Raw genomic sequence first — 25126 nt, 5'->3', positions numbered from 1 at the left:
GAAACGTGGAAACGACTCACATTGGCTTCCCACCGCTGACCATGGCGGTATTCGTCGGCCTGGCGCTTGCTGCCCTGCTGCTGGACATGGTCACCCACCGCGATGACAAGCCGATCACCCTGGCGCGCGCTGCAATCTGGTCCGTGTTCTGGGTGGCGATTTCCATGGCGTTCGCAGGCTTCCTCTACGTACAGCACGGCGCTGAAGTCGCCAGCCTGTTCGTTACTGGTTATGCCTTGGAGAAAGTGCTGTCGGTCGACAACCTGTTCGTCTTCATGGCCATCTTTGCCTGGTTCAAGGTACCGGATGGCCTGCGTCACCGTGTTCTGTACTGGGGCATCATCGGCGCCATTGTTTTCCGAGGCGTGTTCGTGGCCATCGGTACCGGTTTGCTGGCATTCGGCCCCTGGGTCGAAATTGTCTTCGCGCTGATCGTGGCCTGGACTGCTGTGATGATGCTCAAAGGCAGTGACGATGATGATGAAGAGGAGGACTACTCCCAACATCTCGCCTACCGTTTCGCCCAAAAGCTGTTCCCGGTATGGCCGAAGCTGTACGGTCACAATTTCTTCGTGAGCCGCAAGAAGCTCGAAATCGAAGTGCAGAAAACCGAGAACAAGGGCATGAGCCTGGCGGCGAAGGGCGCCCTGTTCGCCACCCCGCTGTTTCTCTGCCTGGTAGTGGTAGAGGTTTCGGACGTCCTGTTCGCCTTCGATTCGGTTCCGGCGGTGATCGCAGTGAGCCGTGAGCCCCTGATCGTCTACTCGGCAATGTTGTTTGCCATTCTGGGCCTGCGTACCCTCTACTTCGTCCTCGAAGCACTGAAGCGGTACCTGGTGCACCTCGAGAAGGCGGTCATCGTGCTGCTGTTCTTCATCGCGGCCAAACTCGGCCTGAACGCCACCGACCACTTGTTCCACCACGGCATCAGCATTGATCCGAATACCAGTCTGCTTATCGTTCTGGCAGTTCTGGCTGTCGGCATCCTGGCCAGCGTGATCTTCCCGGAAAAGGAAGAAGCGCAAACCGAAAATCAGTAATCAGTAGCAACCACAAGGAGCTGTATACATGGCACTGTCTCTTCAAAAAGGCGGCAACCTCTCCCTGTCCAAAGAAGCACCTGGCCTGACCAAAATTCTGGTAGGTCTGGGCTGGGACCCGCGTTCCACTGATGGCGCCCAGTTCGACCTGGATGCCAGCGCATTCCTGCTGAACACCTCCGGTAAAGTCCGCGGCGATGCCGACTTCATCTTCTACAACCAGCTGAAGAGCCCGGATGGCTCCGTCGAGCACACAGGTGACAACCGCGACGGCGCCGGCGAGGGTGATGATGAAGCCATCAAGGTCGACCTGAGCCGCGTTCCGGCCGACGTCGACAAGATCGCCTTCACCGTGACCATCCACGACGCTGAAAACCGCCGCCAGAACTTCGGCCAGGTCAGCAACTCCTTCATCCGCATCGTCAACGAGGCCAACGGCGCCGAGATCGTACGCTACGATCTGGCCGAAGACGCCTCGACCGAGACCGCGATGATCTTCGCCGAGCTGTACCGTCACAACAGCGAATGGAAGTTCCGCGCTGTCGGCCAAGGTTACGCTGGTGGCCTGAAGGCCCTGGCCAATGGCTACGGACTGGTAGTCAACTAAACCGCCCTTTCAACTGAACAAGGAATCGAACCATGGCAGTTTCTCTCCAAAAGGGCGGCAACGTCAGCCTGTCCAAAGAAGCGCCGGGCCTGACCGAGGTCGTCGTTGGCCTGGGCTGGGACCCGCGCGTGACTGACGGAACCGAGTTCGACCTCGATGCCTCCGTATTCGTCACTGGCGAAAACGGTAAAGTACTCAACGACGCCAGCTTCATCTTCTACAACAACAAGAAGAGCGCTGACGGTTCCATCGAGCACCTGGGCGACAACCGCTCCGGTCAGGGTGATGGCGATGACGAGCAAGTCAACGTCAAGCTGGCCGGTCTGGCTGCCGACGTGAAAAAGCTGGTCTTCGCCGTGACCATCCACGAAGCCGAAGGTCGCAAGCAGTCTTTCGGCCAGGTTTCCAACGCCTATATCCGCGTTGTGAACAAGGCTGACGGCAAAGAAATCGCTCGCTACGACCTGTCGGAAGACGCCTCCACCGAGACCGCCATGATCTTCGGTGAGCTGTACCGTCACAATGACGAGTTCAAGTTCAAGGCGATCGGCCAAGGCTTTGCCGGCGGGCTGAAGCCTCTGGCTGAGTCTCACGGTGTGAGCATCGGTTAAGCCGAAGGTAGGAAAAAGCCCCGGTCCTAGCCGGGGCTTTTTCACATCTACAAGAAGGGAATGGCATGGTCGGCAAGCTAAACCGCTGCTACGCCGTGCAAGTTGTGTCTCTGGTCAAGGAGTCATCGTGAGATGAAACTCAGGTTGGTTTTGGCAGTAGTCAGCCTACTGGGGTTAGTGGGCTGTGATGCAGTTACTGACTTCAAACTATCGATGGCGCGGCAAGAGTTGCGTCAGGAGTGTTTCGGTAATTTTACCAACACCTGTGTCAGTAAGACTATCGACTTCAACATCAAGGTGCTTGAGTCCTTACCTCTTTCCGGACCGAACGACAAAAAAGACATCATTGCGATGTTTGGTGACAAGGGGTGGGACCTTTGGGAAGAGTCAGAGCAAGAGGTGAAAGACCAAGTGATTGAGGCACTTGAAAAGATACGCCCTGGCTTTTTCTCCCGTTGGTTCCTCGGTGATGCCCAGCCATTCAGTGAAAAAGGGGTATCGGAGATCTCCTCAATGGAGATGAATCGATTCCAGGAACGGGCGAAAGTTGTATTCATCACCAAGATCAAAGCTGCAGGTCTGAAGCCTAACGCAGAGGAGGCGGCTAAATACATCGATGTGAAGCAGGCACTTCAAGGTACGCAAGTTTCGAACCAGCACGATTCAATAACACACCCAGTACAGCCAACAGTTGATACACAGCGTCAGACGCAACCCCAGCCTCTCACAGCTGGTGTTCATGCGTTGACTCTTCCTGCTGCCATCGAAAGCCTGGTTGCTGAAGAGACTTCGAAAGACGGTGGGAGTGAATACAAGGAAGGGCGCAAGGTTATACAAGTGGACCTCAATGGAGACGGAGCTGAGGATGCCGTGGTCCTGTTCACTATCGAAGGGCAGGGCGGTGGCAACGGCTCCTACCAAACCTTGGCAGCTCTGTATAAGGAGCCTGACGGCTGGGTACTCAAGCAAAAGGTTGTCGTAGGCGGTGCTACAGAGATTCAGGCACTGGGCCAGAACGTCTTCGGCCTGAAGGTGCTAACCCACGGTGATGATGACCCGATGTGCTGCCCGAGCATTGAAAGCATCGTGAAGTACAGGTGGACCGGAACCAATTTTTCTGAGTTGACCAGCGCTGGCCAGAACGCTGGCTAAGCCTTCATCGGGGGCCAGTCTGGACAAGACCTGGTCCCTTTCATCGTCCCCGTGGATTCATGGAAGTAGGCAATGCAAAGCATCCTGAAGGGCTTGATCTTGTGCACCATCCTGACAATAGCCGGGCTAGGCTCAACTCAGGCAACCAGCTTTGACTGTGAAAAAGCCAATTCGTACGCAGAAAAGACCATCTGCGCATCCGCTCCTCTTCAGCGCTTGGATGAGGAATTGAACTCTGAGTATGTGAAGACTCTCGGGCGTATGCCGGATCAGGCAAAAGGTCAGGTTCGCCAGGCACAACGAGAGTGGCTGAAGCGCAGGGATGCTTGCAAAACACCTAGCTGTGTTTCAGTGGCTATTACAGACCAGATCCGTGCACTGGCATTCTGGGGGATAGAGCAAGGTGTACCGAAGCAGTCTCCAGAGTCCACGTATCAACCACAGAAGAGCGAAGCCGGCGGCGATCATCAACCGGCAATCCAACAGAAGGCCGGGGATCGGGAAACCAGCGTAGTGCATCCAAAAGTGGTATCCCCAGCCGCTAGCACCAATGCCGCGGAGAGCACTGCGAATTCGCAACCATTCAAGATCGCCCTGGTGGCCATGATCCTGGTACTGCTCATCTGCATCTGGCTGCATTCCAGAGGCTCAATGACCATCTACCAAGACTATACGGACGCTCTCTGGACAACCGTGACCCCCATCCTCTCTGTAGGGGCATTTTTTCTCGTGAAGTGGCTGGAGTTCTCCGATGAGATTGCTGCTTGGATAGCCCTGGCCGTCCTGGTGCTGATGGGCTTGCAGATCCTCGTTCAGACCTACCGCAGTAATGGCCCATCACTGTATTTCCTGCTTTCTCTGTACGCGAAGGTTGTCTTGTTCACCCTCTACCTATTCCTGATGATCCTTCTACTGCTCGGCGGGACCACCAAGACGGAACGTCGCCGGAGGCGAGGGTGGGCAATCGCTGCGAGTGTAATGTTCGCCTTCTTTACCGCCTGGATTTGCCGGAATCGACAGTTCTCACACATTGATGACTATCTCGCCGGCCGGACATAGATTGGCCAACACCTTGGCCTGCCGGTGAGCAGGCCGACGCTTCCAGAGAATCTCGGAGGAAGAAATGGGATTCCGCTTCAGCAAACGAATCACTATCGTGCCCGGCGTTCGACTCAACATCAGCGGTTCGGGGATCAGTACCTCTGTTGGGCCACGAGGCCTAAGCCTAACGATGGGCAAACGTGGTACCTACCTCAACGCCGGGCTGCCCGGGACCGGTCTCTCTTATCGTGAACGGCTGGACCGATCCGGGCAAAGGAGTGCGCCAAGCCCAACTGAGGACTCGACCGGCTACTCAGGGCCGATCAAAGTCAAAGTTGACGATGACGGTTCGCTGGTCATCACCGATTTGGAAGACCACCCCCTTGCGCCGGCAATCGTGAAGCGGGTGAAGGTGGAGAAGAGTGAGGAGATTCAGGCGCTTCTGGAAAAAGCTGCAGCCAAGATCAACGAGGCGCTCGATGAGTGCCTTTCGGTGCACATGACAACGCCTCGACCGGGTTCTCACCTAGTGCTACCACCGGCATTCGATGTGGACGAACCGCGGCCCCCCTCGAAAGACGCTCCAGGACTGCTCGATAAGATGCTCCTACGGAGCTCCAAGATGGAAAAGGAGGCCCAGGTTCGAGAAACCCAGTACCAGCAGGATCTGGCCGAGTGGAACGCTGCACGCGAGGCTCACGAGAAGGCACGAGCCGAAATCGAGAAGGCCATTCGGCTTGCCGCAAAGGGATACAGCGCTCAGATGGAGCGCGCCCTTGATTATGTGCTATCCGGCATCGCCTGGCCGAAAGAAACGCTCCTCGAGTACGAGTTCTCGCATGACGTCACGGGAATCGCTCTGGACATCGATTTGCCTGATGAAGGGGATGTGCCAAACCGAACGGCTGAAGCCAGGGGCAATGGCAAGCTCACTTTCAAAACCAGATCCGAAGCGCAGACTCGTAAGGACTTCGTCTCACTTTGCTACGGTACCGTTTTCCGCGTGGTTGGAGAGGTTTTTGCCCTGCTCCCGGGCATCCAACAGTGCCTTGCTTCCGGGTACATTCAGCGCACAAATTCAGCAACGGGGCGTATTGAGGATCAGTACGTAATCTCGGCACTGATCTCTCGTGATCAATGGGAGACTTTGGACTTCACCCGGCTGGAGGCAATCGACCCAGGTGCGACGTTGAAGGCATTCGGGGCCGTGGTGAGCCTCGACAGAGCATCACGGTTCCGTGAAATCACCCCAATGGATTTAGCCACCCTTGGTTGAACCAGGGAATCGATCTCACGGTCCCTAAAACAGAAAGCCCGCCTTGATGGCGGGTTTTCTGTTTTGAAGGGGCGTTCCAGCAAAGACACCCAGGGGATTCTGGGGCGTGCTAGCCGATGATCCCTTTCGCCGAAGCTTCTTTGATCCAGCTCGGGAACTCCTCCATGAGCTGGTCGTAGAGCTTTTCCTCGGTTACCTGATGCAGGTCATCCAGCGCGAAGAAGCCGCAGTTGTCGACCACTCGACCTTTCATGTCATCAAGCTTTTCCAGGATGCCGTAGCCCCTTCCACCGAGGCCTACGAACATCCAGTACAAGGGCAACTTCGCAGCCTCGGTCATGAGCTTGGTGATCTTCTTGTTCTCGTGTACACCACCGTCGCTTATGAAGAGCACATAGACCGGCGACCGGTCGCCGTCGCTGAGGTAATGGTTGATCACCTCTTCCATTACCTTGGGTTCGTCGTTGATCCGGCTACCTACATTCCAGTCACGCCAACCGTAGTTGTCGGTGTTGATGAAATCTTGGAAGTTGCTCAGGGTGATCTCGGAGAGCTTTTGCGGCTTTGCTGCAAAAGCCCAGCAGTCAATCGAGCCATCATCATCGAAGTGGACGGCCAGGGGCAGCAGTCGGTTAACCACCTCTTGCACACGGCCCTTGGAATACTGGGAATTCATGGAGCCCGAGGCATCGAGTACCAGCGCGACGCGCGCCTTCACATGCGTCAGTTTCGCTTTCTCGAGGCTTACCTGGGCTTTCTTTGCCAGGCTGATCAGTTGTGGAGCCGCGGCGGCCACTTTCTTTTCCAACGAGATGGTGGCTTGAACGGGGGCTGGTGCAGGGGGAGCTGCGGGAGGAGCGTCATCAGCAACCTCGCCACCGAAATGCTTCACCAGGGCGCTGAGTCCTTCGTTGAAACCTTGGAGATTCGACGCCAGACGCCATTGGCCATCTTTACGGTAGACGTCCGCCACCATGATGGCTTTTTCTGCGGTGAAGGTGCTTCCAGCAAAGGGGCACGTGGCAACGATCTGGCCGGCGGTGTCCTTGATAGTGAAGGATGACGATTGGATGTCGCGCATGGCGCCTGCACCATCGATTGCAGCGGTGAACACCAGCCGATCAATGGAAGAGGGGAGCTCCGCCAGGTTCAGGCTGAACTCGGCTCCAGCTTGCTTCAAGCTGCCGCAAGGTGAGGTAGGCTGGTTGAAGAAGATCATGTATCGATCGTCCGACAGCTTCCCAGCAGTATCCAGACCGAAACAGGCGAGGTCGATTGTGTGAGGAGAGTTGATCTGGATGGAAAGGGACAGGGACTGACCCTGAATGAGGTTCGATAACGGGATGCGTTGCCCTTGGCTGATCTGCATTGAGTGCTTCCTTGAGAGTTGTATCGTGCACCAGGTACTGGTTTGAATAGTACCGTGCCCAGGGTTCCCTGGTGGCTCGAATGTGCAGCCCAGAGGTACTGCACCTGTCAGACCATAACGGCTGAGATGAAACAACCAAGCCGGCAACTACGTCTCGAGTTACATCCTTTCTTTCTGCTCAGTGCTTTGGCTTGAACCGAGTAGCTCTGCCGTTAGATTCAACCCAAGCCGACGCCGTTCCGATGGGGAACGTGTTTCTGGCGTCAAATAGGTAGCCTGCTTCCGAGCCGGCTGGCAGAATGCCATCGACCTCAATAGCTGCCTCTTGGATCGAAGGCTCTGTTGTTGCTGGTTCCGTTTGCTGACAAGGACCGTTGGATGCTTCTAGTCGCCCTCGTTGTGCTTAATGCCATCTGCCTGATTTGCGGCCTCCTGTTCAACGCTGAGTTGTTGAACATGGCAGGTGCAGATATCCCTCTCAAAGAGCTGCAGTCACTTGAGATCTACAGTCAAATCCTGGCATCGGCAAGCGTGTGCTTGTTCACCTGGCGGATGTGCATCTGGGGTCACCGTCGATGGGGTGGGGCGCATTACATTGGTCTCAGTATTGCACTCAGCACTGCCGTTGCGGCTCCAGCCACTTGGTGGATTCAAGGCGAGGCCCCCGATCTGATCGCCGAGAAGTTTCCCGCCAGCTTGCGCGTCTACAGCCTCTATGCGTATGTCACGAAGAAAGGGCTGCTGTATGACTCCCTACAGATCCCGGGTGTTCCATACCAGGAGCATCGAGATACCGGTGATGGCAAGGCGTTCATCGCAAATCTCGGGGTTCTGATGAGCGTCCAAGGCTCATATGTACAAAAGATCGATCAGAATTTTTATGGTTTTGCGACCGCCGTATTCAAGGGGTTCACGAGACGCAATGGGGATCGGCTGTATGAGCGTCTTCAGGAAGAGGTCGTTCCTCAGATCGAAGACATCATCAGGGCCTATGCAAAGCTCGAAGCTTTTCGCGCGACAAGAATCCCTGGCAATGAGTGGAAGCCCATAGCCTGGCCGAAGCCTGGGGAATATCTCGACTACATCCCAACCGCTGAGGATTATGCGCGGGCAATCAAGCCAGGCCTGCGAACCCGCCAGGCAATCGTGAACACCCCCGAGGTTAGGCATTTCGCTAAGGAAGCATTGGGTCCGCTCTACGTGAACGGCATGGATGTTCTGGCCACCCGGAAGCAGTTCGACCAGTACCTACCGGGAATCGCCAGCAACATGGCATTCGACGTGGCCCACACCGACATCCACGGTGAGCAGGGCCTGAACGTCCTGAAGAACATGTGGTTCGTCCCTTGGTCGCTGCTCAGCGGCCTGTTCATGGGTGCCCTCAATCTCAGCGGCCTTGTGCTTTCGGCCGTTGAGCCGCGCGGATTGATCCAGGGCCGACGACGCCTTGTTCGGTTAGGGGCAGTCGCGGTGATCATCTTCGTCCCATTGATCTCAGGGAACTCCATCATCCGATCAGAAGGATACCGAACTGCATTTCGGAGCATCGAGAGGGGCCCAACCATCATGGCTGGCGTATTCCACTGGGCTATGTCCGCGGAAGCAATGCTCTACGACCTAACCAAACCTCTGTTGAAAGCAGAGTGAGCATAAACGAAAGGGAGAGAAATACCGTGCGTAAGAAGTTCGTCGCATCGATCCTGGCTGTAGCGATTACAGCAACCTCCGGTTGCGCTGAAATGGGTATCAGTAAAGAACAAGCCGGCACCGTCCTCGGCAGCCTCGCTGGTGCAGCAATCGGGGCGACCATGGGTAAAGGGAACGGCAAGATTGCCGCAACTCTCATCGCCGCGGGGATCGGAGGATACATTGGCAACCGCCTGGGGCAGATGCTGGATGAGAAGGACCAACAAGCTCTGGCTCTTCGTACCCAAGATGTCCTAAATCAGCCGGCTACTGGTGTAGCTCAGCCTGTCACCTGGACCTCGGACCATTCCGGGGCAACCGCCCAAATCACCCAAGGCCAGGAATACAACAAGACCAAAACCGTAGAGGTCAAGCGGGCTCCGAAGATCCAGGCTGTCCCATCGATGAAGCTGATCAACGAGGCCTATGTCACTAAGTCGAGCCTCAATGTCCGTGCAGCGCCGAACCTTAAGGCTGACAAGGTTGGAGGCCTGCCTTCCAACACCGAATTCACCGCCGTTGGCTCAACAGGCGACTGGATTCTGGTAGGGCGTAAAGGCGTCACCGTTGGCTATGTTCACAAAGACTACGTCGAGCCGAAGGCACAGGCGGTTGCCAAGAGCGCTGCGCCGGCGGTGAACCTCGATGACATGAATGTTTCTGCCAGCAAAGAGACTCAAGCATTCGATCTCGACTCGATCCCGTCCCTGCCTTCCGAGCAAGTGGTGGCCGAAACTGCCTGCCGCCCGGTGACCGTGAGCCTCAAGTCTGCGAGCGGGCAGGCCGAGCAGCAGCAGAACACCTTCTGCAAACAGGCCAACGGTACATGGGAACTGATCTGAGGATGACCATGAAGAAGCGAGCGCTTGCGCTGGCTGTAGTGGGAGCTTGCGGCCTTGTGCCGCAAGCATTCGCACACGAGCTGGCTGTTTCAAAGAAGGACCACATCAAGGTTGAGGTTCCAGGTGAAGCCTCGACTTGGTGCAAGCCGGAAATCGAGTTGACTATTCGCCGGCCTGTTTGGGACAACCAGGCACTACTGACTGGTTTGGTTGGGAAACTACCCATCGTGCTCGGTAAGGATTGCCCAGCTGCAAAGGTTACCTGGAAAGCTGTCGATGCTACCGGCAACCTCTATGCTAGCGGTTCTGGTACAGCGGCCAATCTAGGTGTTGTCGCGCTGGCCTCTGGCAAGACCGTATCTCCGGCAATTACCCAGCCTGACACTTCAACTGTGGAAACACCGTCCACTGTCGACCAGACGGTGAGCCCAACCAACGCTGTGCGCTCTGTTACGAACCCGATACCAGAAGCTGTCCAGCCGCCCGTGCTGCAGCAATCGGCTCCGGAAGTCCCAGACCAAACACAGCGTGACGCAGAGTCCTCGAGCATGGCCAAGGTCGACGAGCCCGACCAGCCGGGCTCGTCAGTGCCTGCAGCTAGAACACCTGTGCCGGCTTCAGACTTCGGCCGATCAGTGGTGCTAGAGAACCGCAAGCTCGTGCAGATCACCGATGGGAGCGGCTGCAAATGGGTGCTGAGCAAATCTACCCTTGAGGATGGCGATGGAAGTCTTGCTTTCGGTTCGACACCAGCTATGCCTTGTCCCGCCACAGGGTTTGCAGAAGGCTTCTTCGAGAAGCTGTCTTGGAAGGTTCCTAACACGTACCGAGGGGACAATTGGAATCGCGTCTATGTACACGCCAGCAGCTTGATGTTTAGCAAGGATCTGGAAGGTGCTGTTCAAGACAAGCAGATCTCCTACCTGAGCCCGAATGCCGATCAGGCACTTTTCCTTCTGGGCGAGATTCCTAGCCGGCAGATGAAGGTCTATCTGGCCTTCCAACGAGGCAATTACCGCGTGCTGGGGCCATTCAATAACGATCCGTACTATGTTGCGATCACACCAGATGAATCGTTCGCCCTCAATCCCATCGATTACAAGAAGACGGGTGAGGAGATATTCCAGCTGGTCAAGAGCACATCCCCCTCGACCGTCTCTGTGCAGAACCTCTACGTTGCGAAAAGTCTTGAGGCTCTATATCCCGAGTCAGGATGGGGTGATGACAAGCTGAAGATCATCCGCAATCGAATTGGGGAAAACCGCGGCCAGTTCTACTTCGACGTTCAGGACGGTTCCAACTGGGCCTTTCAGCGCGAGCAACAACGCCTACGAGATGAGCGGAGGCAGCAACAGCAGATGGCCGAACTCCACTCTCGCGTGCTTGCACGCTATGAGCAGTTGAAGGCCGGCATGAAGGACTTCGAAGGTAGGGAGGTAGAGGCGCTTGCTCAGATGGCGGGCATCCAGGTCCGCTATGACTCACCGCTGGAGCTACAGAACCCGAATTCATCCAAGAGTGTGCGCCTGATGATGATCCATGTCGTTGGCAATACCGACGGCATCTACGACATCGACTTCCCAGCCAAGGGGCGGCTGATGTCGAACCAAAAGTTTGAGGATGAGTGGTATGTGGTGCCGGTAGCCAACATGACCCCCTTCATGCCACTGGTTGATGGTCGCGCTATTCCAACCTTCCGGGGCAACCTACCAGACGCTCCCGAAGCCTGTAAGCAGGATCACTGTGGCGATAAGGTCTCCTTCGGGGCGGTCCTCGCTCGTGAGTTTGGCCCGGACTCTGGGATCGACTTCAACTGGACTCCGGACGTATCCCAGCAGTATGTGAACGCCTGGAAGAACGCTTCCGCCCAGATCCAATAAGGCATCATCATGACGAAAACGATGAACAAGAAGCACATTCTGATGGCTTCCATCGCCGCTGCGGTGGTGGCTGTTGGGTTTGTGACAGCAATGCTTTCCAGCTCGGGGAAGAAATCGGCTCTAAGTTACTACGACAGTTTCAAAGAGCGCTACTTCCTGCAGGAAGTCCTCTCCGAGGGTGAGGTTTCCTACTCGGTCTTTTCCGGCGATCTGACTATAAAGAATCCCGAAATCCGCCTTGTGGCTGCACAAACCAACGGTGCCGAGCAATTCCTCCAAGGGTTACGCGGCCTTTTCGAATCATCACTTGGCCGTTCGAGCGATGAAGGCCTGGTCGGTTGGACCAAGTACCTGATGCTTTCCACTACCGGCCGTAACGCCGGGGGGCTCTACTTGAAGGCCGATGCGCTGAAAATCAGCCATTCTGGCGACAGCAAAGATGGAGAGATCCACGTCCAATTGCTGGGAATGGAGATGGCCAACCCCTTCATTTCGCACAAAGGGTCCGACGTCGTTCTGGTGGGCGATCTGGCTGCCGAGAACGAGTGGACGGCAGCTGATAAAGCCAGCAGTGAGATCAAGCTTCCCTATGCCTGGGGTACCAACATGGGCGTGCGCAGCCCGATCACTGGTGCATTTATCGTTGGCGCAACGGGAGAGTTTGGCACCAAAGTCGACCTTGACTTCACCCTCAAGCGTAGCGACGACGGGGAGGGCTCCATGAGGTTTGTTGTGACTCACCGCAACGATGGCAGCGAGATAGGTCAGATTGTTCGCCAGGCTGAGTTTACCTCCCTTCCTGAGCTCGATGAGGTGCAGAACTTGCTTAGGAACTCCCTCAGCAGCTTCATCATTGGGGCTTATAGCTCTCTCACCGGTCAGTCCGTTCTGGTAGATGCAGTCAGCAAATTTGCTCTCCAAGCCAAGGCGGAAGACTACTCGGTAACTTACAAGGGCTTCCCTTCGATGAAGGTCGCCTTCGATTCCTTCCAGGCCAATGCCGGCAAAGAGCAGTTCAATGCTTTTTGCCAGGCAGTTGGCCTCTCGACCTGGCAAAGCGACTTCGGAGCTAAGGCGAGGGAGCACAGCGACAGTGAATGTGCGATTGCACGCAAACTGGTCGAGAATGGAAAATTCGAGGAGTACTACAAATTCAGCGAAGGGAAGACCCTCTACGCATCTCTCTTCTTGGGCCGATCCTACGAGTTCGAAACCAACTGACCACCATATCCTTTGCAAGCAGCCCGGGAAGCCGGGCTGCGCTCTTTTCTCTCGGCGTGCTTACGGCACGAATGCTTCTCCGTCATCATCAGCGCATTGCTAGTGGCATAGCTCATAACCCTTTCAGTCCTCGCGATCTGTCTAAAGTGGGGATATGTCAAGGTGCTGTTATGCTGTCCCCCTGCAATTCACCAAATGATCGATTCCATGACGACGGAAAATCAGAGTACAGGACTCCCCTCATCTCGGTAGGCAAGCAACTTCATGCCTCCACTCAAACTGGACAGGACTGTGCCTGTCTTGTGTACATGAGCAATGGAGCGGAGCGCTTAGATGCTATACCTCCGACGACCTCTCGGAACAAGTCTTCATGAGATAGGTAAGGGCCTGGCGAAACGGTATCCAAGAGAGCCTTCTACCGCCAGATCAAGGTGGAAACTGGGATTGAGCATGTTGACCTCGATAATGCCGTGACCCCGCGTCAGGCGCGACAAATGGCGACTTCCCAGGGGGATGCCCCCGCGTATTAGATGACTGTTGGCGATCTCCGGCTAACTCGCTTCTTCTATTGAGTGGTCAGGGATGTGCAGAGGAGAGAGCGAGATGGGACCACCGGCGGCTCAAGCGAACCGGAATTTCATGAGCGCGGCCTCCGGACCGCCTAGCAAAAGGAAGCTAGGTGAGTCTGTCATCGTTGACGATCACCTCTCTGCTTATATGGCTTTGCCTTTGTTGCTGCTGGTTGTTTCTTGGGCCTGGATACCGGGTGTTCCAACCAGAAGCCTACCAACTGAGCGCTCAGACGTTACTGCTGTACCCTGAGTCCAGAGATGCTGCTACAGAGCTCCCCAAGCATGTAGGGTTACTTGCGTATTGTGGACCAGCACCGCTTGCTGCCCCTCCTGCCCGCGCAATCATTTTCCGAAAGACTGGTGGCAACCACCGACCTCGCTACACTGGCCTGAAACAAAACACAGGCCGTCGGCATGTTTGACCTAGACCACTCCCTCGCCCAGGAAATCGCTGACCGGGCGATGGCCATCCGTAACCGTCCGCCGAACCCATCTCCCCGCTTCTTCCAGATAGCGGCATGGTGTGCACCTATTTTTGGTGGACACCATTTCAAGCCACTTTCTGGAGGGTTTCGTGTCTCGACAGCGCCGTACATTCCCCAAGGCTTTCAAGGCCCAGGTCATCGAAGAGTGCGCCCAGTCCGGTGCTTCCGTCGCCGGCGTGGCGCTCAGCCACGGGCTCAATGCCAACCTGGTGCATAAATGGATTCGTAAGCAGCGCGAGCCGCTACCGGTCGTATCTGCACGCTTTATCCCGGTGCCGCTCGGCATCCTGCCTTCAGAGCAGGCCAGCTCTGAAGAGCTGACGATACGAATCGAAATCCCCTACCACGCCGGCAGTCTGTCGGTGCACTGGCCGGTGCAGGACGGCGAAGGCTGTACACGCTTGCTGCGCGGGCTGCTCGCATGATTCGCATCGATCGCATCTGGCTGGCCACCGAGCCGATGGACATGCGCGCCGGCACCGAAACCGCATTGGCCCGTGTAGTGGCGGTATTCGGTGCGGCGAAGCCGCACTGTGCTTATCTGTTCGCCAACCGCCGCGCCAACCGCATGAAAGTGTTGGTGCATGACGGTGTAGGGATCTGGCTGGCCGCGCGGCGATTGAACCAAGGCAAGTTTCACTGGCCAGGCATCCACCGCGGCTTGGAAGTTGAACTCGACACCGAGCAGCTTCAGGCTTTGGTGCTCGGTTTACCCTGGCAGCGGGTTGGTGCAGCCGGTGCGATCACAATGCTGTAGCGCCGGCCATTAGCCTATCGCTTTATCTGCGCGGATCGCCTGCTCTGGCACAATCAGCGGCATGACTTCCTTGCCCAATCTCGACCAACTAACACCTGAGCAACTGCGCGCACTGGCCGCCCAGTTGCTCACGCAGGTCGATGCGATGGGCAAAAAGATCCACCGTGATCAAACCATCATCGAGCAGCTCACCCACGAAATCGCCTGGTTCAAGCGCCACAAGTTCGCCAAGCGTAGCGAGCAACTAAGCCCTGAACAGGGCAGCCTGCTGGATGATTTGCTCGACACGGACATCGCCGCCATCGAGGCGGAACTGAAAACCCTCAATCCTCCGGCGGCTCCGGCTGAACCCCGCCAACAGCCCAAGCGCGCGCCGCTGCCAGCCCAGTTTCCGCGTACTGTGATCCGTCACGAGCCGCAGAACACTCAATGCGCCTGCGGCTGCCCGCTGCAACGCATCGGCGAAGACATCAGCGAAAGCTGGATTACACGCCTGGCGTGTTCACCGTCGAACAGCATGTGCGTGGCAAGTGGGCCTGCCGCCAGTGCGAAACATTGATCCAGGCGCCGGTACCAGCCCAGGTGATCGACAAGGGCATCCCGACTGCCGGCTTGCTGGCTCATGTCATGGTGGCCAAATACGCCGATCATCTGCCGCTGTACCGGCAAGAGAAGATCTTTGGCCGTGCGGGTCTGGCTATCGCGCGTTCGACATTGGCGCAGTGGGTCGGACAAACCGGCGTACAGCTCCAACCATTGGTCGATGCCCTGCGCGAGGCGGTACTGGCGCAAGGCGTGATCCATGCCGACGAAACCCCCGTGCAAATGCTGGCCCCTGGCGAGAAAACCCACCGGGCTTACGTCTGGGCATACTGCACCACACCCTTCGCCGACCTGAAGGCCGTGGTCTATGACTTCAGCCCAAGCCGTGCAGGTGAGCATGCGCGCAATTTTATGGGTCAGTGGAATGGCAAACTGGTCTGCGACGACTTCGCCGGCTACAAGGCCAGCTTCGAGCAGGGCATCACCGAAATTGGCTGCATGGCCCACGCCCGCCGCAAATTTTTCGATCTGCACTCAGCGAACAAAAGCCAGTTAGCCGAACAGGCGCTGCACTCCATTGCCGGGCTGTATGAAATCGAGCGGCAAGCACGGCACATGAGCGATGAAGAACGCTGGCGAATACGCCAGGAAAAGTCTTCACCGATCCTCGATGCGCTGCATGACTGGATGCTGGCCCAGCGTGATCGGGTGCCCAATGGATCAGCCACGGCAAAAGCCCTGGATTACAGCCTAAAACGCTGGCTAGCGCTGACGCGCTATCTGGAAGATGGAGCCGTGCCCATCGACAACAATCAGGTCGAGAACCAGATTCGGCCTTGGGCATTGGGGCGCTCGAACTGGCTGTTTGCCGGTTCACTACGCAGCGGCAAACGGGCGGCTGCGATCATGAGCCTGATCCAGTCAGCACGCCTCAACGGTCACGATCCGTACGCCTACCTGAAGGACGTGCTCATGCGGCTACCAACGCAGCGGGCAAGCGAAATCAGTCAACTGCTGCCGCATCAGTGGATACAGCCTGAAGCAGGCATGTAACCACAGCGGTGTATCACCCCAAACAGCCTACCCGTAATAGTCTCGCACTGATTTTTTGGGCGTTCACGATGTGATACACGGTAAGCGTTCAGCGTGTGATACAGCTACCCGTGCAGCCTGTGATACAGATACGCAAGGTGAGTTAGCTAGACGCTTACGGCCATCCTTCCTCGCAATGTGAACGTGATGGATAGTCAAGGCTTGATTATTGGGACAGGCGAGACTGAACGTCTCTATACACGCCACGAAGGGGCCCAACTAGTCCTCGCCAACAACAGGGCTGTTGAGATCGACATCGCAGCCGCTAGCGCTCTCAGGGGGGTGCAAGAAGGGGTGAACTTGCCACTTCGCCTAGATGGCCAGGTGATCGGCGTAATTGGCGTATCTGGTGCGCCTGATGAGGTACGCACGTTCGCTGAGATGGTACGAATGACAGCTGAAATGCTGGTCGCCCAACGAAATGATCAGCAGCCCCGAATTTGGCTCCAGAAGCGGACCGAAGATGTTCTGACCGCCATCCTCCTGTCTGGAGAGTTTTCTCAACGGGCTATTGTTGAAGCCCAACGATTGGGGCTGAAACCTGATCTTCGCCGCACAGCAGTCCTTCTCGAGATGGCCAATCCAGAAGATCTTGAACTGGCCGCCCAATGGGCTCGGCACCAGGCCGCGGACGCCTGGTGTATTCCGTGGCATGCTTCAGGCCTGGTCTGGTGCCCATCCCGCACAGTTCCACTGGATTTTCGTGAGCGGGTAGCCCGCGCTGGAATTCCGCTTACCCGGGTAGCGATCGGCACCTCTAACACCGAAACGGGGGCTCTGCATTCTGAAGTTGAGCAGTTATCTGACTTGATGGCCTATGCCCAAGCCAAAATGCCAGATGCTCAATGGCTGGATCTGGCCGCTCACAGAATTCCGGTTGCAGTGTGGCGCTATCGTTCTGAGCACGGTTTTCAGCAACTGGCAGAGCCCTACATCGCTCTGCAGCAAGAGGACAGCAATGGCCAGCTGCGTAGGACATTGAAGTGCTGGTTCGAGCATGGAGGTGACGGTCAAGCCTGCGTCGAGGCCCTGAATATCCACCGGAACAGCCTTCGCTACAGACTGGAGCGGATTGCCGATATTACCGGGATCGACATGGCTTCACCGAAAGGCACGACTGAACTCTACCTGGCGATGATCCTGGCGGTAGAGTAAAGGATTCGTGGTTCTTGTGAATTTGCACAAAAGGACAAAGAAAAGTCTGTGATTTCAACCTACCCGCACCACACCTTGTGCAGGAACAATTCCTCTCAATCACATCGCAAAGCCTGACGAGGGAACTGCATGAAAGTCGTGATCGCGCCGGACTCGTTCAAAGAAAGCCTGTCTGCAGAGCTCGTGGCAGAAGCGATTGCCCAAGGAGTGCGAGATTCGGTTCCAGACGCTGAAATTGTGTGCATGCCCATGGCAGATGGTGGGGAGGGCACCGTCGACGCCGTCCTGGCTGCTACCGGAGGTGAACGGAGGGTCAGCACCGTCCGAGGACCACTTGGGGCTGAAGTCCAGGCAGCTTGGGGCTGGCTAAACGAGTCCCGCACCGCGGTGATCGAAATGGCGGCAGCTAGTGGCATCCACTTGGTTCCAGCCGGGGAGCGCGACGCTACGCGCGCTTCCACCTTCGGGACCGGCCAACTGCTCCTGCAAGCTCTGAGCGCCGGCGCGCAACGAATCATCATAGGGTTCGGAGGGAGTGCGACCAATGATGGCGGTACCGGAATGCTGCGAGCGCTTGGTGCCAAGTTCCTCGACTCTGCCGGCGATGAGATTGAGGAGGGTGGCTTGGCGCTCAAAGCTCTTCGGCAGATCGATCTGAACGGGTTGGATGAAAAGCTGCATAAAGTTCGGATTGATGTTGCCTGTGATGTCGACAATCCATTGATCGGGCCACAAGGAGCTTCTCACGTTTTCGGCCCACAGAAAGGTGCAACTCCTGATCAGGTCTTGGCTTTGGATGAGGCTCTGAATGCGTATGCTGATGTTGTGGCTGCGCTGCTTCAGAAAGACGTTCGTGATTTCCCAGGAGCTGGCGCTGCGGGAGGAATCGGGTTCGCCGCCAAAGCATTTCTCCATGCGGAATTCCGGCCTGGTGTTCAACTGATCGCGGATCTGTCTGAACTGGGCCGGGCAGTTCAAGGGGCAGATCTAGTGATCACGGGCGAGGGGAAGTTGGACGAACAGACTTTGTACGGGAAGACCCCTGCGGGGGTGGCGGCTATCGCTTCTGCAGCGGGAGTGCCTACCATAGCAATAGCCGGCACGCTGGGAGTCGGATATCAGCGGTTGCGCGACATTGGAATCGTTGCAGCCTTCTCCATCACCTCTGGCCCCATGACGCTTGAATCAGCATGCTCCGACGCCGCAGCTCTTCTCCGGCATAGGGCATCGGACTTGCTGCAACTGTGGAGGGTTGCCAGAGTCGGGGGGGCTTGAGGAAATCCTCCAGCCATCAGGAGCTACTGAGGACCGAGGGGGCAGAGCTATCACATAGGCGGCCAGTGCAGCATCACCACTGAAAGTGGCCCATACGCAGGCCAGGTTCTCCATCCTCGATGGAAAGAAATACCTCGCTGCCACAGTTGGGTTCTCAGCGATCGCTGGTACAGGACTGGCGCGGGTGCTCTACGCTTCAGTTGCTCTCTCGGAAGAGCTGCACCGCACAGCCCGACAACCCAAGTACATGGCTTGGTTGTCTTCTCTCTGAATAAGATGAAGCCCCGGCTACCGGCCGCCGATAATTTCGCCAAGACCACCTAAGATCGATCCCTCTCCTTGACGTTGACCACCACCAGCGGGTGCGGCAGCAAGCATGCGGCCGGCAAGCCGTGAGAACGGAAGTGACTGAAGCCAAACGGTCCCTGGTCCTGTAAGCGTCCCGAAGAACATTCCTTCGCCCCCGAAGAGCATGCTCTTGATGCCGCCGGCGGTCCGGATGTCAAAGTCCACTTCATTGGTCATAGCTGCCAAGCACCCAGTATCAACATCTAGACGCTCGCCAGGTGCGAGGTCGATCTTCCTAATCGTGCCCCCCATGTGAACGAAAACTAGGCCATCTCCCTCCAGTTTCTGGAGGATGAACCCCTCGCCTCCAAACAAGCCCGTGAGGATCTTCTTCTGGAAATGAAGTCCCAGGGTGACTCCTTTCGAACCAGCAAGGAAGCTGTCTTTCTGGCAGATCAGTCGATCGCCGTACTGTTTCAGGTCGAGCACAAGGATGGTGCCAGGGAAAGGGGCCGCAAAGGCTACACGCCCTTTGCCCGCGGTCTGTTGAGTGAAAACAGTGGTGAACAGGCTCTCACCGGTGAGCAGTCTTTTACCGGCACTAAACAGCTTTCCCATGAGTCCAGCTGTACCGTTGGACCCATCTCCGAAAATGGTGTGCATCTCCACGCCGGCACTCTTGAACATCATGGCGCCGGCTTCCGCAATCGCACTCTCACCTTGATCAAGCTCAAGTTCCACGAATTGCGTTTCGGAGCCGAAGACCTTGAAGTCAATGCCCTCGCTGCGCTGGCTCGATCCGAACCCTTCCGATGCGTTTTGCATACCGTCACTTGTGGTTTGCGCCAGGCTAGAGGAGCGGGGTGGAACCTCCAAGGATTGACCCCCTGGGACGACGCCAGGTTTCGGCGAGATCATGTCTGGGGATGGTTCAGGAAGAGGAGTGACCCCGTCCTTCTTCATGGGCCGGATTTCCGGGACAAGGTGGGCCAACTGCCAGTCACTCATTCCAGGCCGCCAGCACCATGAACCAGGCGACTCCCGGGCGACCAGCTTCGCCTTCTCTGTGTCCATAGGACCGATAAGGGTGCCACGTACTGATAAGGTCCAAGTCAACAATGGGTTGCCCTCCAATCGGTCTGAAAATCGACCCGAGTCAGAGTACCAGTTCTCTCCAGCTAAGCACGGGTCTTCTGGCGGTTCAGTGAGGCTGCGGTTGTGCGACTGTAGCGCGCCGCCTTGGCCGCAGCGTTGCAGATGTTCAGGCACAAGTAGCTCAAGCGGGTGCGGACACCGCTTGTGTGGATCGCTGCAGAGGCCGGGGGCAGCATCAAGGCGATCGGAGCCGGTACTATCCAGAGGCTCCGGGAAAAGCATCACCGCGTCGACCTCAGTGTGGTGGCAACGACGGTTCCAAGCTTGTAGGGCGCCTTCCGTATTGATCCAGTTTTATGAGGCTACGTCGAAGTCCATGGTCGAGTATCCCTTTTCAAGTACTCGATCAATGTGCCCAAAGGTGCTCTCCCGTTTGGAGGCGTCCTTTCGAAGTGCCTCCCAGGAGGTATATTTGAACAGAGCGCCATGTATCGGACTGAAGCTCGGAGATGAGATTCGCATCTGTTCTGAGTTGGAGATCCTTGCAGCCACAGCGGATGATCTTGACTTAGCCGAAGATATTGAAAAGGTCGAGGCTGAGTCAGCATGAGGTGCGGCCCTTGCGCCTCATGCTGATGTCTTTATGCCGCGCTTGCGGTTGGGTCAAAGGTCAAGCACTCCGACACTGAGGTGAATTCTTGCCGACGACACAGCCAGGCCGTAAGGAAGGTGTAGGCTGTAGTAAGCGTGGCGATCATGGCCATCGTTTCTTTCTTCTGCCGTCGATTCCTTGCATTAGCCCTTGCCTGCGATTCGCCCTTGTACTTGGTGTTCAAGAATAGCGAAGTCACCAGTACAGCTATCACTGCATAGAAGATCGATACCAGCATGATCTTGGCGATCAGCGACAAGGTTACGTTCAGCCACCCTGCGTTGGATCGCACAGACGCATACACGGAGAACATCAATGAGAGAAGGAAGCCCGTTGCCCCGGCGGCTACCGCCAATTGCCGAGGCAGCTCAAGCCAGTTCATCAGGAATGCCACAAACACACCTGCTGCTGGCAAGAGATTGGTAATTGCGGCATCCGTGTAGTCGTTATAGATGGTTGCCTCGCCCTGGTGGTGACGCCACATAGCCCAAGCAGTAAGAAGTGCACCAACGAGCATCAGGTACTTCCATGCAGGGCTTGCTTTGAACTGTTGCCAAAGAGATTTCTCCGCCACGTGGTAGTCAGGCTGCCTTGTTGAAGATGTCGGTGACGTGTAAGCGGCGGACGTGGGTTGTATCGCTTGCTGCTGAGGCTGGTATTGCGGCATCTGAGCCGCCTGTTGGCGCTCCGCAATGCGCCGCGCTTCCTCGGCCTGCGCTTCTCGAGCACGCTGCTGTAACTCGGCGGCTTCTTGCTCACGTTGGGCTTCGATCTGCGATTGCCGTGCCACTTCCTGGGCCGCGGCACGCTCAGCAATTTGCCGCTGTCTCTCTGCCTCGGCCTCTTGATGACGCGCCAACTGAGCCTCAGCAAGTGCCGAGGAGGCATTGGCTCTCTCTTTGCTCACGTACCGGTCAAGAGAGTTGATTCGAGAACTGATGGATGTGTCGAGGCACTTCTGATCCCTACAAGCATCTCTGGTTTGCAGCCATTCCCGTTGCGATTGTCGAACCGCGTCGGCCTGACCTGGATTCACTTCCAATGCTGTCTTGTAGGAGCGGACAACCCATTCGTCCAAGCCTGACAGGTAACCATCCCGGCAGATTTCTTTCTCGGCAAAGCTGTTGGCCTTGGTGCAGTCAAAGCTTGCTGCCATTGATTGGCCGGCCAAGAGGGCCAGCAGCAGTGCGGGAGCTGCTGTACGGAGTCGCATCGAGATCATCCTTTACTTGTTGATCGCCTGTCTGCGTTATCGGCTGCCCGGGGATATTGATGACCACAGGCTAAGATAACGTCGGAACGGGATGATGCCAGCCGTCTTCATTGATGGCTATCTGCCATGCCCTCAGCTCTCGTTTTGAGGTCTGCTCTCCGCGGTTGTGTTGCTTGGCTGAGATGAAAGCTTCGCCTTCCTGGCTTCCAGTTGGGCAGTCACGCTTTTTCTTGCCGTTCGAATAATGGACGTTGGCCGCGTTGAGAGCATGGGAGGTGAACTCGCCGGTATCGGCAAAGCGTTCGATATCACCGATCTCAAGCATCATCACAATGGCCAATACCTGGCATCAATTTCAACAGGGCGAGGAATGCGTTCAGGATCAGCGCGATATCGTTCCCTCCCAGCTTTCTAAGCATCTCTCGTTGAAGATCGGCCCTCTGCTGTCGTTGCTCCTCGGTAAGCGCATCTATGGAGAGCCCTGCATCTTTCATCATGACAGTGCAGTCGGACAGCCGTGCCACGCAGTTCTTCAGTAGCTTTCTGGTCGCTTCCAGATCCTTGGTTTTCTCCGACAATGCCTCTTTGGCGGCCTTGGTTGCAGCTCGCTCCTGCTGCATGAGTTGGTGTCCGTCCAGTAACTGTAAGCGAGCCGGAAAGCTTGCACCCGGCCATAAGGGCGCCCCAAGGCCCAGGGACGGATCTGGTTCTCGATCCAGTTGTTGTCGATGGGCAGGTTGTCGTCATCCAGGTAACGCACCAACGCTGCCCAGCGCTTGAGGCTGTAGTCGAGTGCCTTGGCGATCGCGCTACCTTCCGGCACCTTCTGCCGCTGCCCAAGCATCCAGCTATGCAGGCCATCGATGATCGGCCTGGCTTTGTCCTGGCGTAGTTGCCGTCGATGTTCGGCGAGCAGCTCGCGCCCTTCGCGCTCCACCTCGTACAGCTGGCCGATATACTGGAGGGCCTGCTCGGCCAGTTGGCTCTGGTTGGCGGCATGCAGGTCGAAGAACTTGCGCCGTGCATAGGCCATGCAGCCGATCTCGGTCACGCCTTGCTCGAAGCTGGCCTTGTAGCCGGCGAAGTCGTCGCAGACCAGTTTGCCTTGCCAGTCGCCCAGGAAGCTGCGCACGTGCTCACCGGCCCGGCTCGGCCTGAAGTCATAGACCACGGCCTTGAGGTCGGCGAAGGGGCTGGGTGCATAGGCCCAGACGTAAGCCCGCTGGGTCTTCTTCGTGCCTGGGGCAAGCATCTGTACTGGGGTTTCGTCGGCGAGGATGACGTCCTGCCGAAGCAGGCAGTCGCGCAGGGCATCGCCAGGGGTTGCAGCTGGACACCGCAAGCGCCGACCCATTGCGCCAACGTGGAGCGCGCGATGGCCAGCCCGGCGCGGGCGAAGATCTTTTCCTGGCGGTACAGCGGCAGGTGATCGGCGAACTTGGCCACCATGACCTGAGCCAGTAGCCCGGCAGTCGGGATGCCCTTGTCGATCACCTGCGCAGGCACTGGGGCCTGGATCAATATTTCACACTTGGCGCAGACCCACTTGCCACGGATATGCCGCTCGACGGTGAAGGAGCCTGGGGTGTAGTCGAGCTTCTCGCTGACGTCTTCGCCGATGCGCTCGAGTTGGCAGCCGCAGGTACATTGGGTGCTGTCCGGCTCGTGAAGTATCAGCGTGCGCGGCAACTCGGCCGGCAGAGGCGCCCGCTTGGGCTGCTGCCGTAGCTCGCGCTTGGCAGGGGCCGGGCGTGCCGCTTCAAGCTCTGCCTTGATGGCGGCGATGTCGGCATCGATCATCTCTTCCAGCAGGTTGAGCTGGTCGGCATTGAGCTGCTCGCTACGACGGGCGAAGCGGTGGCGTCGCAGCACGGCGAGTTCGTGGTTCAAGCGCTGGTTGAGCGTTTCCAGATGATCGACGCGCTGACTCAACTGCGCGGCCAGTTGGCGCAGTTGCTCAGGCGTCAGATGATCGAAAGCGGCAGAATCCATGGCGTCGAGTGTGAGGATTTCTGGCCCCCCTCGGCGATAGGCCATTGGCCTAATTGCACCCCGGCTACAGGAGCCTGATCTCGGCATCAGGCCCAAGACGCTGCCAAGGCAGGCCGACCACCAGGGCCTGCAACTGCTCGGGGCTGAGCTCCAACTGCTGTCCCTGCCAATTCCCCGACCAGACGAAGCGCCCCCTATTCAGCCTTCGAGCGGCCAGCCAGATGCCGAAGCCATCGTGCACCAGCACCTTCACCCGGTTGGCGCGCTTGTTGGTGAAGAGGTAGGCACAGTGCGGCTGCGCCGCACCGAACACCTGCACCACCCGGGCCAACGCTGTTTCGGTGCCGGCGCGCATGTCCAGCGGCTCGGTGGCGAGCCAGATGCGCTCGATGCGGATCACCTCAGCAGCTCGCGCAGGAAGCGGGCGCAGCCTTCAGGGTCGTTGCCCGGCCACTGCACCGACAGCTTGCCGGCCCGATGGGGAATGGCGATCTGGATGGCCATGTCGGCCGCATTCGGAGTAACCGGCAGGCTCGGGACGAGAGGAATCGGAATAAAACTTGAAGGTGCAGCGGGCAACTGCGCCTGCTGGCGGCGAATCCACTTGTGCACGAGATTGGCGTTGAGGCCATGACTCAAGGCCACACCGGCAACCGAGGCGCCGGGCTGGATACACTCATCGACGACCTGGGCCTTGAAAGATTTTGGATAGGAGCGGCGTTGACCTGGCACGGGAGATCCTCCACTAGGGGCTTGAAATGGTGTCCACCAAAAACAGGTGGACACCATCCCGCTAGCTGGAAGAATCGGGGAGGTGTGTTGGCCGGACGCTTACGATGCACCACCGTATGTATCAGGCTTTGATGCATGCCGCGCTAGAGATGCCTGTTGCTCGCCGACAGCTATAATTGGAGGTGCTGCTGAACTAGGATCGCGGCAGTCAGTACTGCGCCTGCGACTACCAAGCCCTGCTTCGGTGGCATCGCATCGTGCCAAGCCACTCGCGGTGGGGAAGCTGTTGGGATCATGCGGTGATGGAGAGTTTCTTCTGTTCGCTGAAGTCCGAACGGGTGTACCTGGCGTACTATGCCTGCTATCAGGAGGCGAAAGCCGACCTGTTCGACTACATCTGCTTCTACAATCACCACCGTCGCCACTCGACGCTGGGGTATCTCAGTCCGATGGAGTTTGAGCGGAGAAATACGAGCAGTAGCTCTTAACTACCTGCCCACCGGTTCCGGGACAGGCTAGGTTATGTCTAGCTTCAATAGGTTGCTCTGGA

The 25126-nt window shown here is 57.2% G+C and carries 22 protein-coding genes and 2 pseudogenes; 16 read left to right on the top strand and 8 right to left on the bottom strand.

Annotated elements, in window-relative coordinates:
* The first annotated feature begins 5 nt into the window (after window positions 1-5).
* The 6 genes from IG194_RS02930 to IG194_RS02905 all read left to right on the top strand — a co-directional run bounded on the left by IG194_RS02930 (window position 6) and on the right by IG194_RS02905 (window position 5727).
* A complete protein-coding gene (locus IG194_RS02930; protein ID WP_058487190.1) occupies window positions 6-1040 on the top strand; it encodes a TerC/Alx family metal homeostasis membrane protein in 1035 nt (344 codons plus the stop codon).
* Window positions 1041-1068: 28 nt separating this feature from the next.
* Entirely contained in the window at window positions 1069-1647 is a 579-nt protein-coding gene (locus IG194_RS02925; protein ID WP_058487191.1) for a TerD family protein, read from the top strand.
* A gap of 32 nt (window positions 1648-1679) precedes the next feature.
* A complete protein-coding gene (locus tag IG194_RS02920; protein WP_058487192.1) occupies window positions 1680-2258 on the top strand; it encodes a TerD family protein in 579 nt (192 codons plus the stop codon).
* Window positions 2259-2390: 132 nt separating this feature from the next.
* Window positions 2391-3410 carry a hypothetical protein gene (locus IG194_RS02915; RefSeq protein ID WP_058487193.1) on the top strand — a complete coding sequence of 340 codons (1020 nt, stop codon included), beginning with the start codon at window positions 2391-2393 and terminating at the stop codon, window positions 3408-3410.
* Window positions 3411-3482: 72 nt separating this feature from the next.
* Window positions 3483-4469, top strand: coding sequence for a lysozyme inhibitor LprI family protein (locus IG194_RS02910; RefSeq protein ID WP_082996228.1), 987 nt, complete (start codon window positions 3483-3485; stop codon window positions 4467-4469).
* A 64-nt stretch (window positions 4470-4533) separates the two neighbouring features.
* Window positions 4534-5727, top strand: coding sequence for a DUF4236 domain-containing protein (locus tag IG194_RS02905; RefSeq protein ID WP_082996229.1), 1194 nt, complete (start codon window positions 4534-4536; stop codon window positions 5725-5727).
* Between the two features lie 109 nt (window positions 5728-5836).
* Here IG194_RS02905 and IG194_RS02900 read toward each other — a convergent pair whose 3' ends face one another.
* Entirely contained in the window at window positions 5837-7096 is a 1260-nt protein-coding gene (locus IG194_RS02900) for a VWA domain-containing protein (RefSeq protein WP_058487196.1), read from the bottom strand.
* Window positions 7097-7474: 378 nt separating this feature from the next.
* On the opposite strand from IG194_RS02900, the gene IG194_RS02895 reads away from it, so the two are divergent.
* The 9 genes and pseudogenes from IG194_RS02895 to IG194_RS02855 all read left to right on the top strand — a co-directional run bounded on the left by IG194_RS02895 (window position 7475) and on the right by IG194_RS02855 (window position 18604).
* Complete coding sequence (locus tag IG194_RS02895) at window positions 7475-8743, top strand: hypothetical protein (protein WP_058487197.1); 1269 nt, start codon at window positions 7475-7477, stop codon at window positions 8741-8743.
* Window positions 8744-8769: 26 nt separating this feature from the next.
* Window positions 8770-9624 carry an SH3 domain-containing protein gene (locus tag IG194_RS02890; protein WP_058487198.1) on the top strand — a complete coding sequence of 285 codons (855 nt, stop codon included), beginning with the start codon at window positions 8770-8772 and terminating at the stop codon, window positions 9622-9624.
* A gap of 8 nt (window positions 9625-9632) precedes the next feature.
* On the top strand, window positions 9633-11504 hold the full coding sequence (locus IG194_RS02885) for a hypothetical protein (RefSeq protein ID WP_058487227.1): 1872 nt from the start codon (window positions 9633-9635) through the stop codon (window positions 11502-11504).
* 9 nt (window positions 11505-11513) lie between these two features.
* Window positions 11514-12725 carry a hypothetical protein gene (locus IG194_RS02880; protein WP_058487199.1) on the top strand — a complete coding sequence of 404 codons (1212 nt, stop codon included), beginning with the start codon at window positions 11514-11516 and terminating at the stop codon, window positions 12723-12725.
* Between the two features lie 1146 nt (window positions 12726-13871).
* Entirely contained in the window at window positions 13872-14207 is a 336-nt protein-coding gene (tnpA, locus tag IG194_RS02875; RefSeq protein WP_023911066.1) for an IS66-like element accessory protein TnpA, read from the top strand.
* Window positions 14204-14539 carry an IS66 family insertion sequence element accessory protein TnpB gene (gene tnpB / locus IG194_RS02870; protein WP_003156940.1) on the top strand — a complete coding sequence of 112 codons (336 nt, stop codon included), beginning with the start codon at window positions 14204-14206 and terminating at the stop codon, window positions 14537-14539. The genes tnpA (IG194_RS02875) and tnpB (IG194_RS02870) overlap by 4 nt, the downstream gene beginning before the upstream one ends.
* 61 nt (window positions 14540-14600) lie before the next feature.
* A pseudogene (locus IG194_RS02865) lies at window positions 14601-16135 on the top strand (IS66-like element ISSal1 family transposase).
* Between the two features lie 162 nt (window positions 16136-16297).
* The gene (locus IG194_RS02860; RefSeq protein ID WP_225617205.1) at window positions 16298-17329 is read left to right on the top strand and encodes a CdaR family transcriptional regulator; all 1032 of its coding nucleotides are present in this window, start codon (window positions 16298-16300) and stop codon (window positions 17327-17329) included.
* A gap of 129 nt (window positions 17330-17458) precedes the next feature.
* Window positions 17459-18604 (top strand): glycerate kinase, encoded by a 1146-nt coding sequence (locus tag IG194_RS02855; RefSeq protein ID WP_082996230.1) that lies wholly within the window; start codon window positions 17459-17461, stop codon window positions 18602-18604.
* Window positions 18605-18892: 288 nt separating this feature from the next.
* On the opposite strand, the gene IG194_RS02850 is transcribed toward IG194_RS02855, so the two are convergent.
* The 7 genes and pseudogenes from IG194_RS02850 to tnpA (IG194_RS02820) all read right to left on the bottom strand — a co-directional run bounded on the left by IG194_RS02850 (window position 18893) and on the right by tnpA (IG194_RS02820) (window position 24576).
* Complete coding sequence (locus tag IG194_RS02850; RefSeq protein ID WP_058487202.1) at window positions 18893-19966, bottom strand: AIM24 family protein; 1074 nt, start codon at window positions 19964-19966, stop codon at window positions 18893-18895.
* 662 nt (window positions 19967-20628) lie between these two features.
* Window positions 20629-21852, bottom strand: coding sequence for a lysozyme inhibitor LprI family protein (locus tag IG194_RS02845; RefSeq protein ID WP_058487203.1), 1224 nt, complete (start codon window positions 21850-21852; stop codon window positions 20629-20631).
* A 70-nt stretch (window positions 21853-21922) separates the two neighbouring features.
* On the bottom strand, window positions 21923-22180 hold the full coding sequence (locus tag IG194_RS02840; protein ID WP_141679721.1) for a hypothetical protein: 258 nt from the start codon (window positions 22178-22180) through the stop codon (window positions 21923-21925).
* Entirely contained in the window at window positions 22170-22349 is a 180-nt protein-coding gene (locus tag IG194_RS02835; RefSeq protein ID WP_058487204.1) for a hypothetical protein, read from the bottom strand. Before IG194_RS02835 ends, IG194_RS02840 begins: the two co-directional genes overlap by 11 nt.
* A gap of 182 nt (window positions 22350-22531) precedes the next feature.
* Window positions 22532-23844: pseudogene (gene tnpC, locus IG194_RS02830) on the bottom strand (IS66 family transposase); the annotation flags it as partial.
* Between the two features lie 64 nt (window positions 23845-23908).
* On the bottom strand, window positions 23909-24244 hold the full coding sequence (gene tnpB / locus IG194_RS02825) for an IS66 family insertion sequence element accessory protein TnpB (RefSeq protein ID WP_033986756.1): 336 nt from the start codon (window positions 24242-24244) through the stop codon (window positions 23909-23911).
* Window positions 24241-24576 carry an IS66-like element accessory protein TnpA gene (gene tnpA, locus IG194_RS02820; protein ID WP_058487205.1) on the bottom strand — a complete coding sequence of 112 codons (336 nt, stop codon included), beginning with the start codon at window positions 24574-24576 and terminating at the stop codon, window positions 24241-24243. The genes tnpB (IG194_RS02825) and tnpA (IG194_RS02820) overlap by 4 nt, the downstream gene beginning before the upstream one ends.
* A gap of 257 nt (window positions 24577-24833) precedes the next feature.
* On the opposite strand from tnpA (IG194_RS02820), the gene IG194_RS33250 reads away from it, so the two are divergent.
* Entirely contained in the window at window positions 24834-25064 is a 231-nt protein-coding gene (locus tag IG194_RS33250) for an IS3 family transposase (RefSeq protein ID WP_160329385.1), read from the top strand.
* Window positions 25065-25126: the final 62 nt, after the last annotated feature.

The sequence above is a fragment of the Pseudomonas sp. ADPe genome (genome assembly GCF_014843515.1).
In the GTDB taxonomy this organism is placed as follows: Bacteria; Pseudomonadota; Gammaproteobacteria; order Pseudomonadales; family Pseudomonadaceae; genus Pseudomonas; species Pseudomonas citronellolis.
Note: the sequence above shows the minus strand (reverse complement) of the source record. Positions and strands in the feature narration are given on the sequence as shown.

Excerpts from the sequence above, each read along its gene's own strand:
- IG194_RS02925 (WP_058487191.1), top strand. The coding sequence starts at position 1,069 with ATGGCACTGTCTCTTCAAAAAGGCGGCAACCTCTCCCTGTCCAAAGAA.
- IG194_RS02920 (WP_058487192.1), top strand. The coding sequence starts at position 1,680 with ATGGCAGTTTCTCTCCAAAAGGGCGGCAACGTCAGCCTGTCCAAAGAA.
- IG194_RS02915 (WP_058487193.1), top strand. The coding sequence starts at position 2,391 with ATGAAACTCAGGTTGGTTTTGGCAGTAGTCAGCCTACTGGGGTTAGTG.
- IG194_RS02910 (WP_082996228.1), top strand. The coding sequence starts at position 3,483 with ATGCAAAGCATCCTGAAGGGCTTGATCTTGTGCACCATCCTGACAATA.
- IG194_RS02905 (WP_082996229.1), top strand. The coding sequence starts at position 4,534 with ATGGGATTCCGCTTCAGCAAACGAATCACTATCGTGCCCGGCGTTCGA.
- IG194_RS02900 (WP_058487196.1), bottom strand. The coding sequence starts at position 7,096 with ATGCAGATCAGCCAAGGGCAACGCATCCCGTTATCGAACCTCATTCAG.
- IG194_RS02895 (WP_058487197.1), top strand. The coding sequence starts at position 7,475 with ATGCTTCTAGTCGCCCTCGTTGTGCTTAATGCCATCTGCCTGATTTGC.
- IG194_RS02885 (WP_058487227.1), top strand. The coding sequence starts at position 9,633 with ATGAAGAAGCGAGCGCTTGCGCTGGCTGTAGTGGGAGCTTGCGGCCTT.
- IG194_RS02880 (WP_058487199.1), top strand. The coding sequence starts at position 11,514 with ATGACGAAAACGATGAACAAGAAGCACATTCTGATGGCTTCCATCGCC.
- tnpB (WP_003156940.1), top strand. The coding sequence starts at position 14,204 with ATGATTCGCATCGATCGCATCTGGCTGGCCACCGAGCCGATGGACATG.
- IG194_RS02855 (WP_082996230.1), top strand. The coding sequence starts at position 17,459 with ATGAAAGTCGTGATCGCGCCGGACTCGTTCAAAGAAAGCCTGTCTGCA.
- IG194_RS02850 (WP_058487202.1), bottom strand. The coding sequence starts at position 19,966 with ATGGACACAGAGAAGGCGAAGCTGGTCGCCCGGGAGTCGCCTGGTTCA.
- IG194_RS02845 (WP_058487203.1), bottom strand. The coding sequence starts at position 21,852 with ATGCGACTCCGTACAGCAGCTCCCGCACTGCTGCTGGCCCTCTTGGCC.
- IG194_RS02840 (WP_141679721.1), bottom strand. The coding sequence starts at position 22,180 with ATGATGCTTGAGATCGGTGATATCGAACGCTTTGCCGATACCGGCGAG.
- IG194_RS02835 (WP_058487204.1), bottom strand. The coding sequence starts at position 22,349 with ATGATGAAAGATGCAGGGCTCTCCATAGATGCGCTTACCGAGGAGCAA.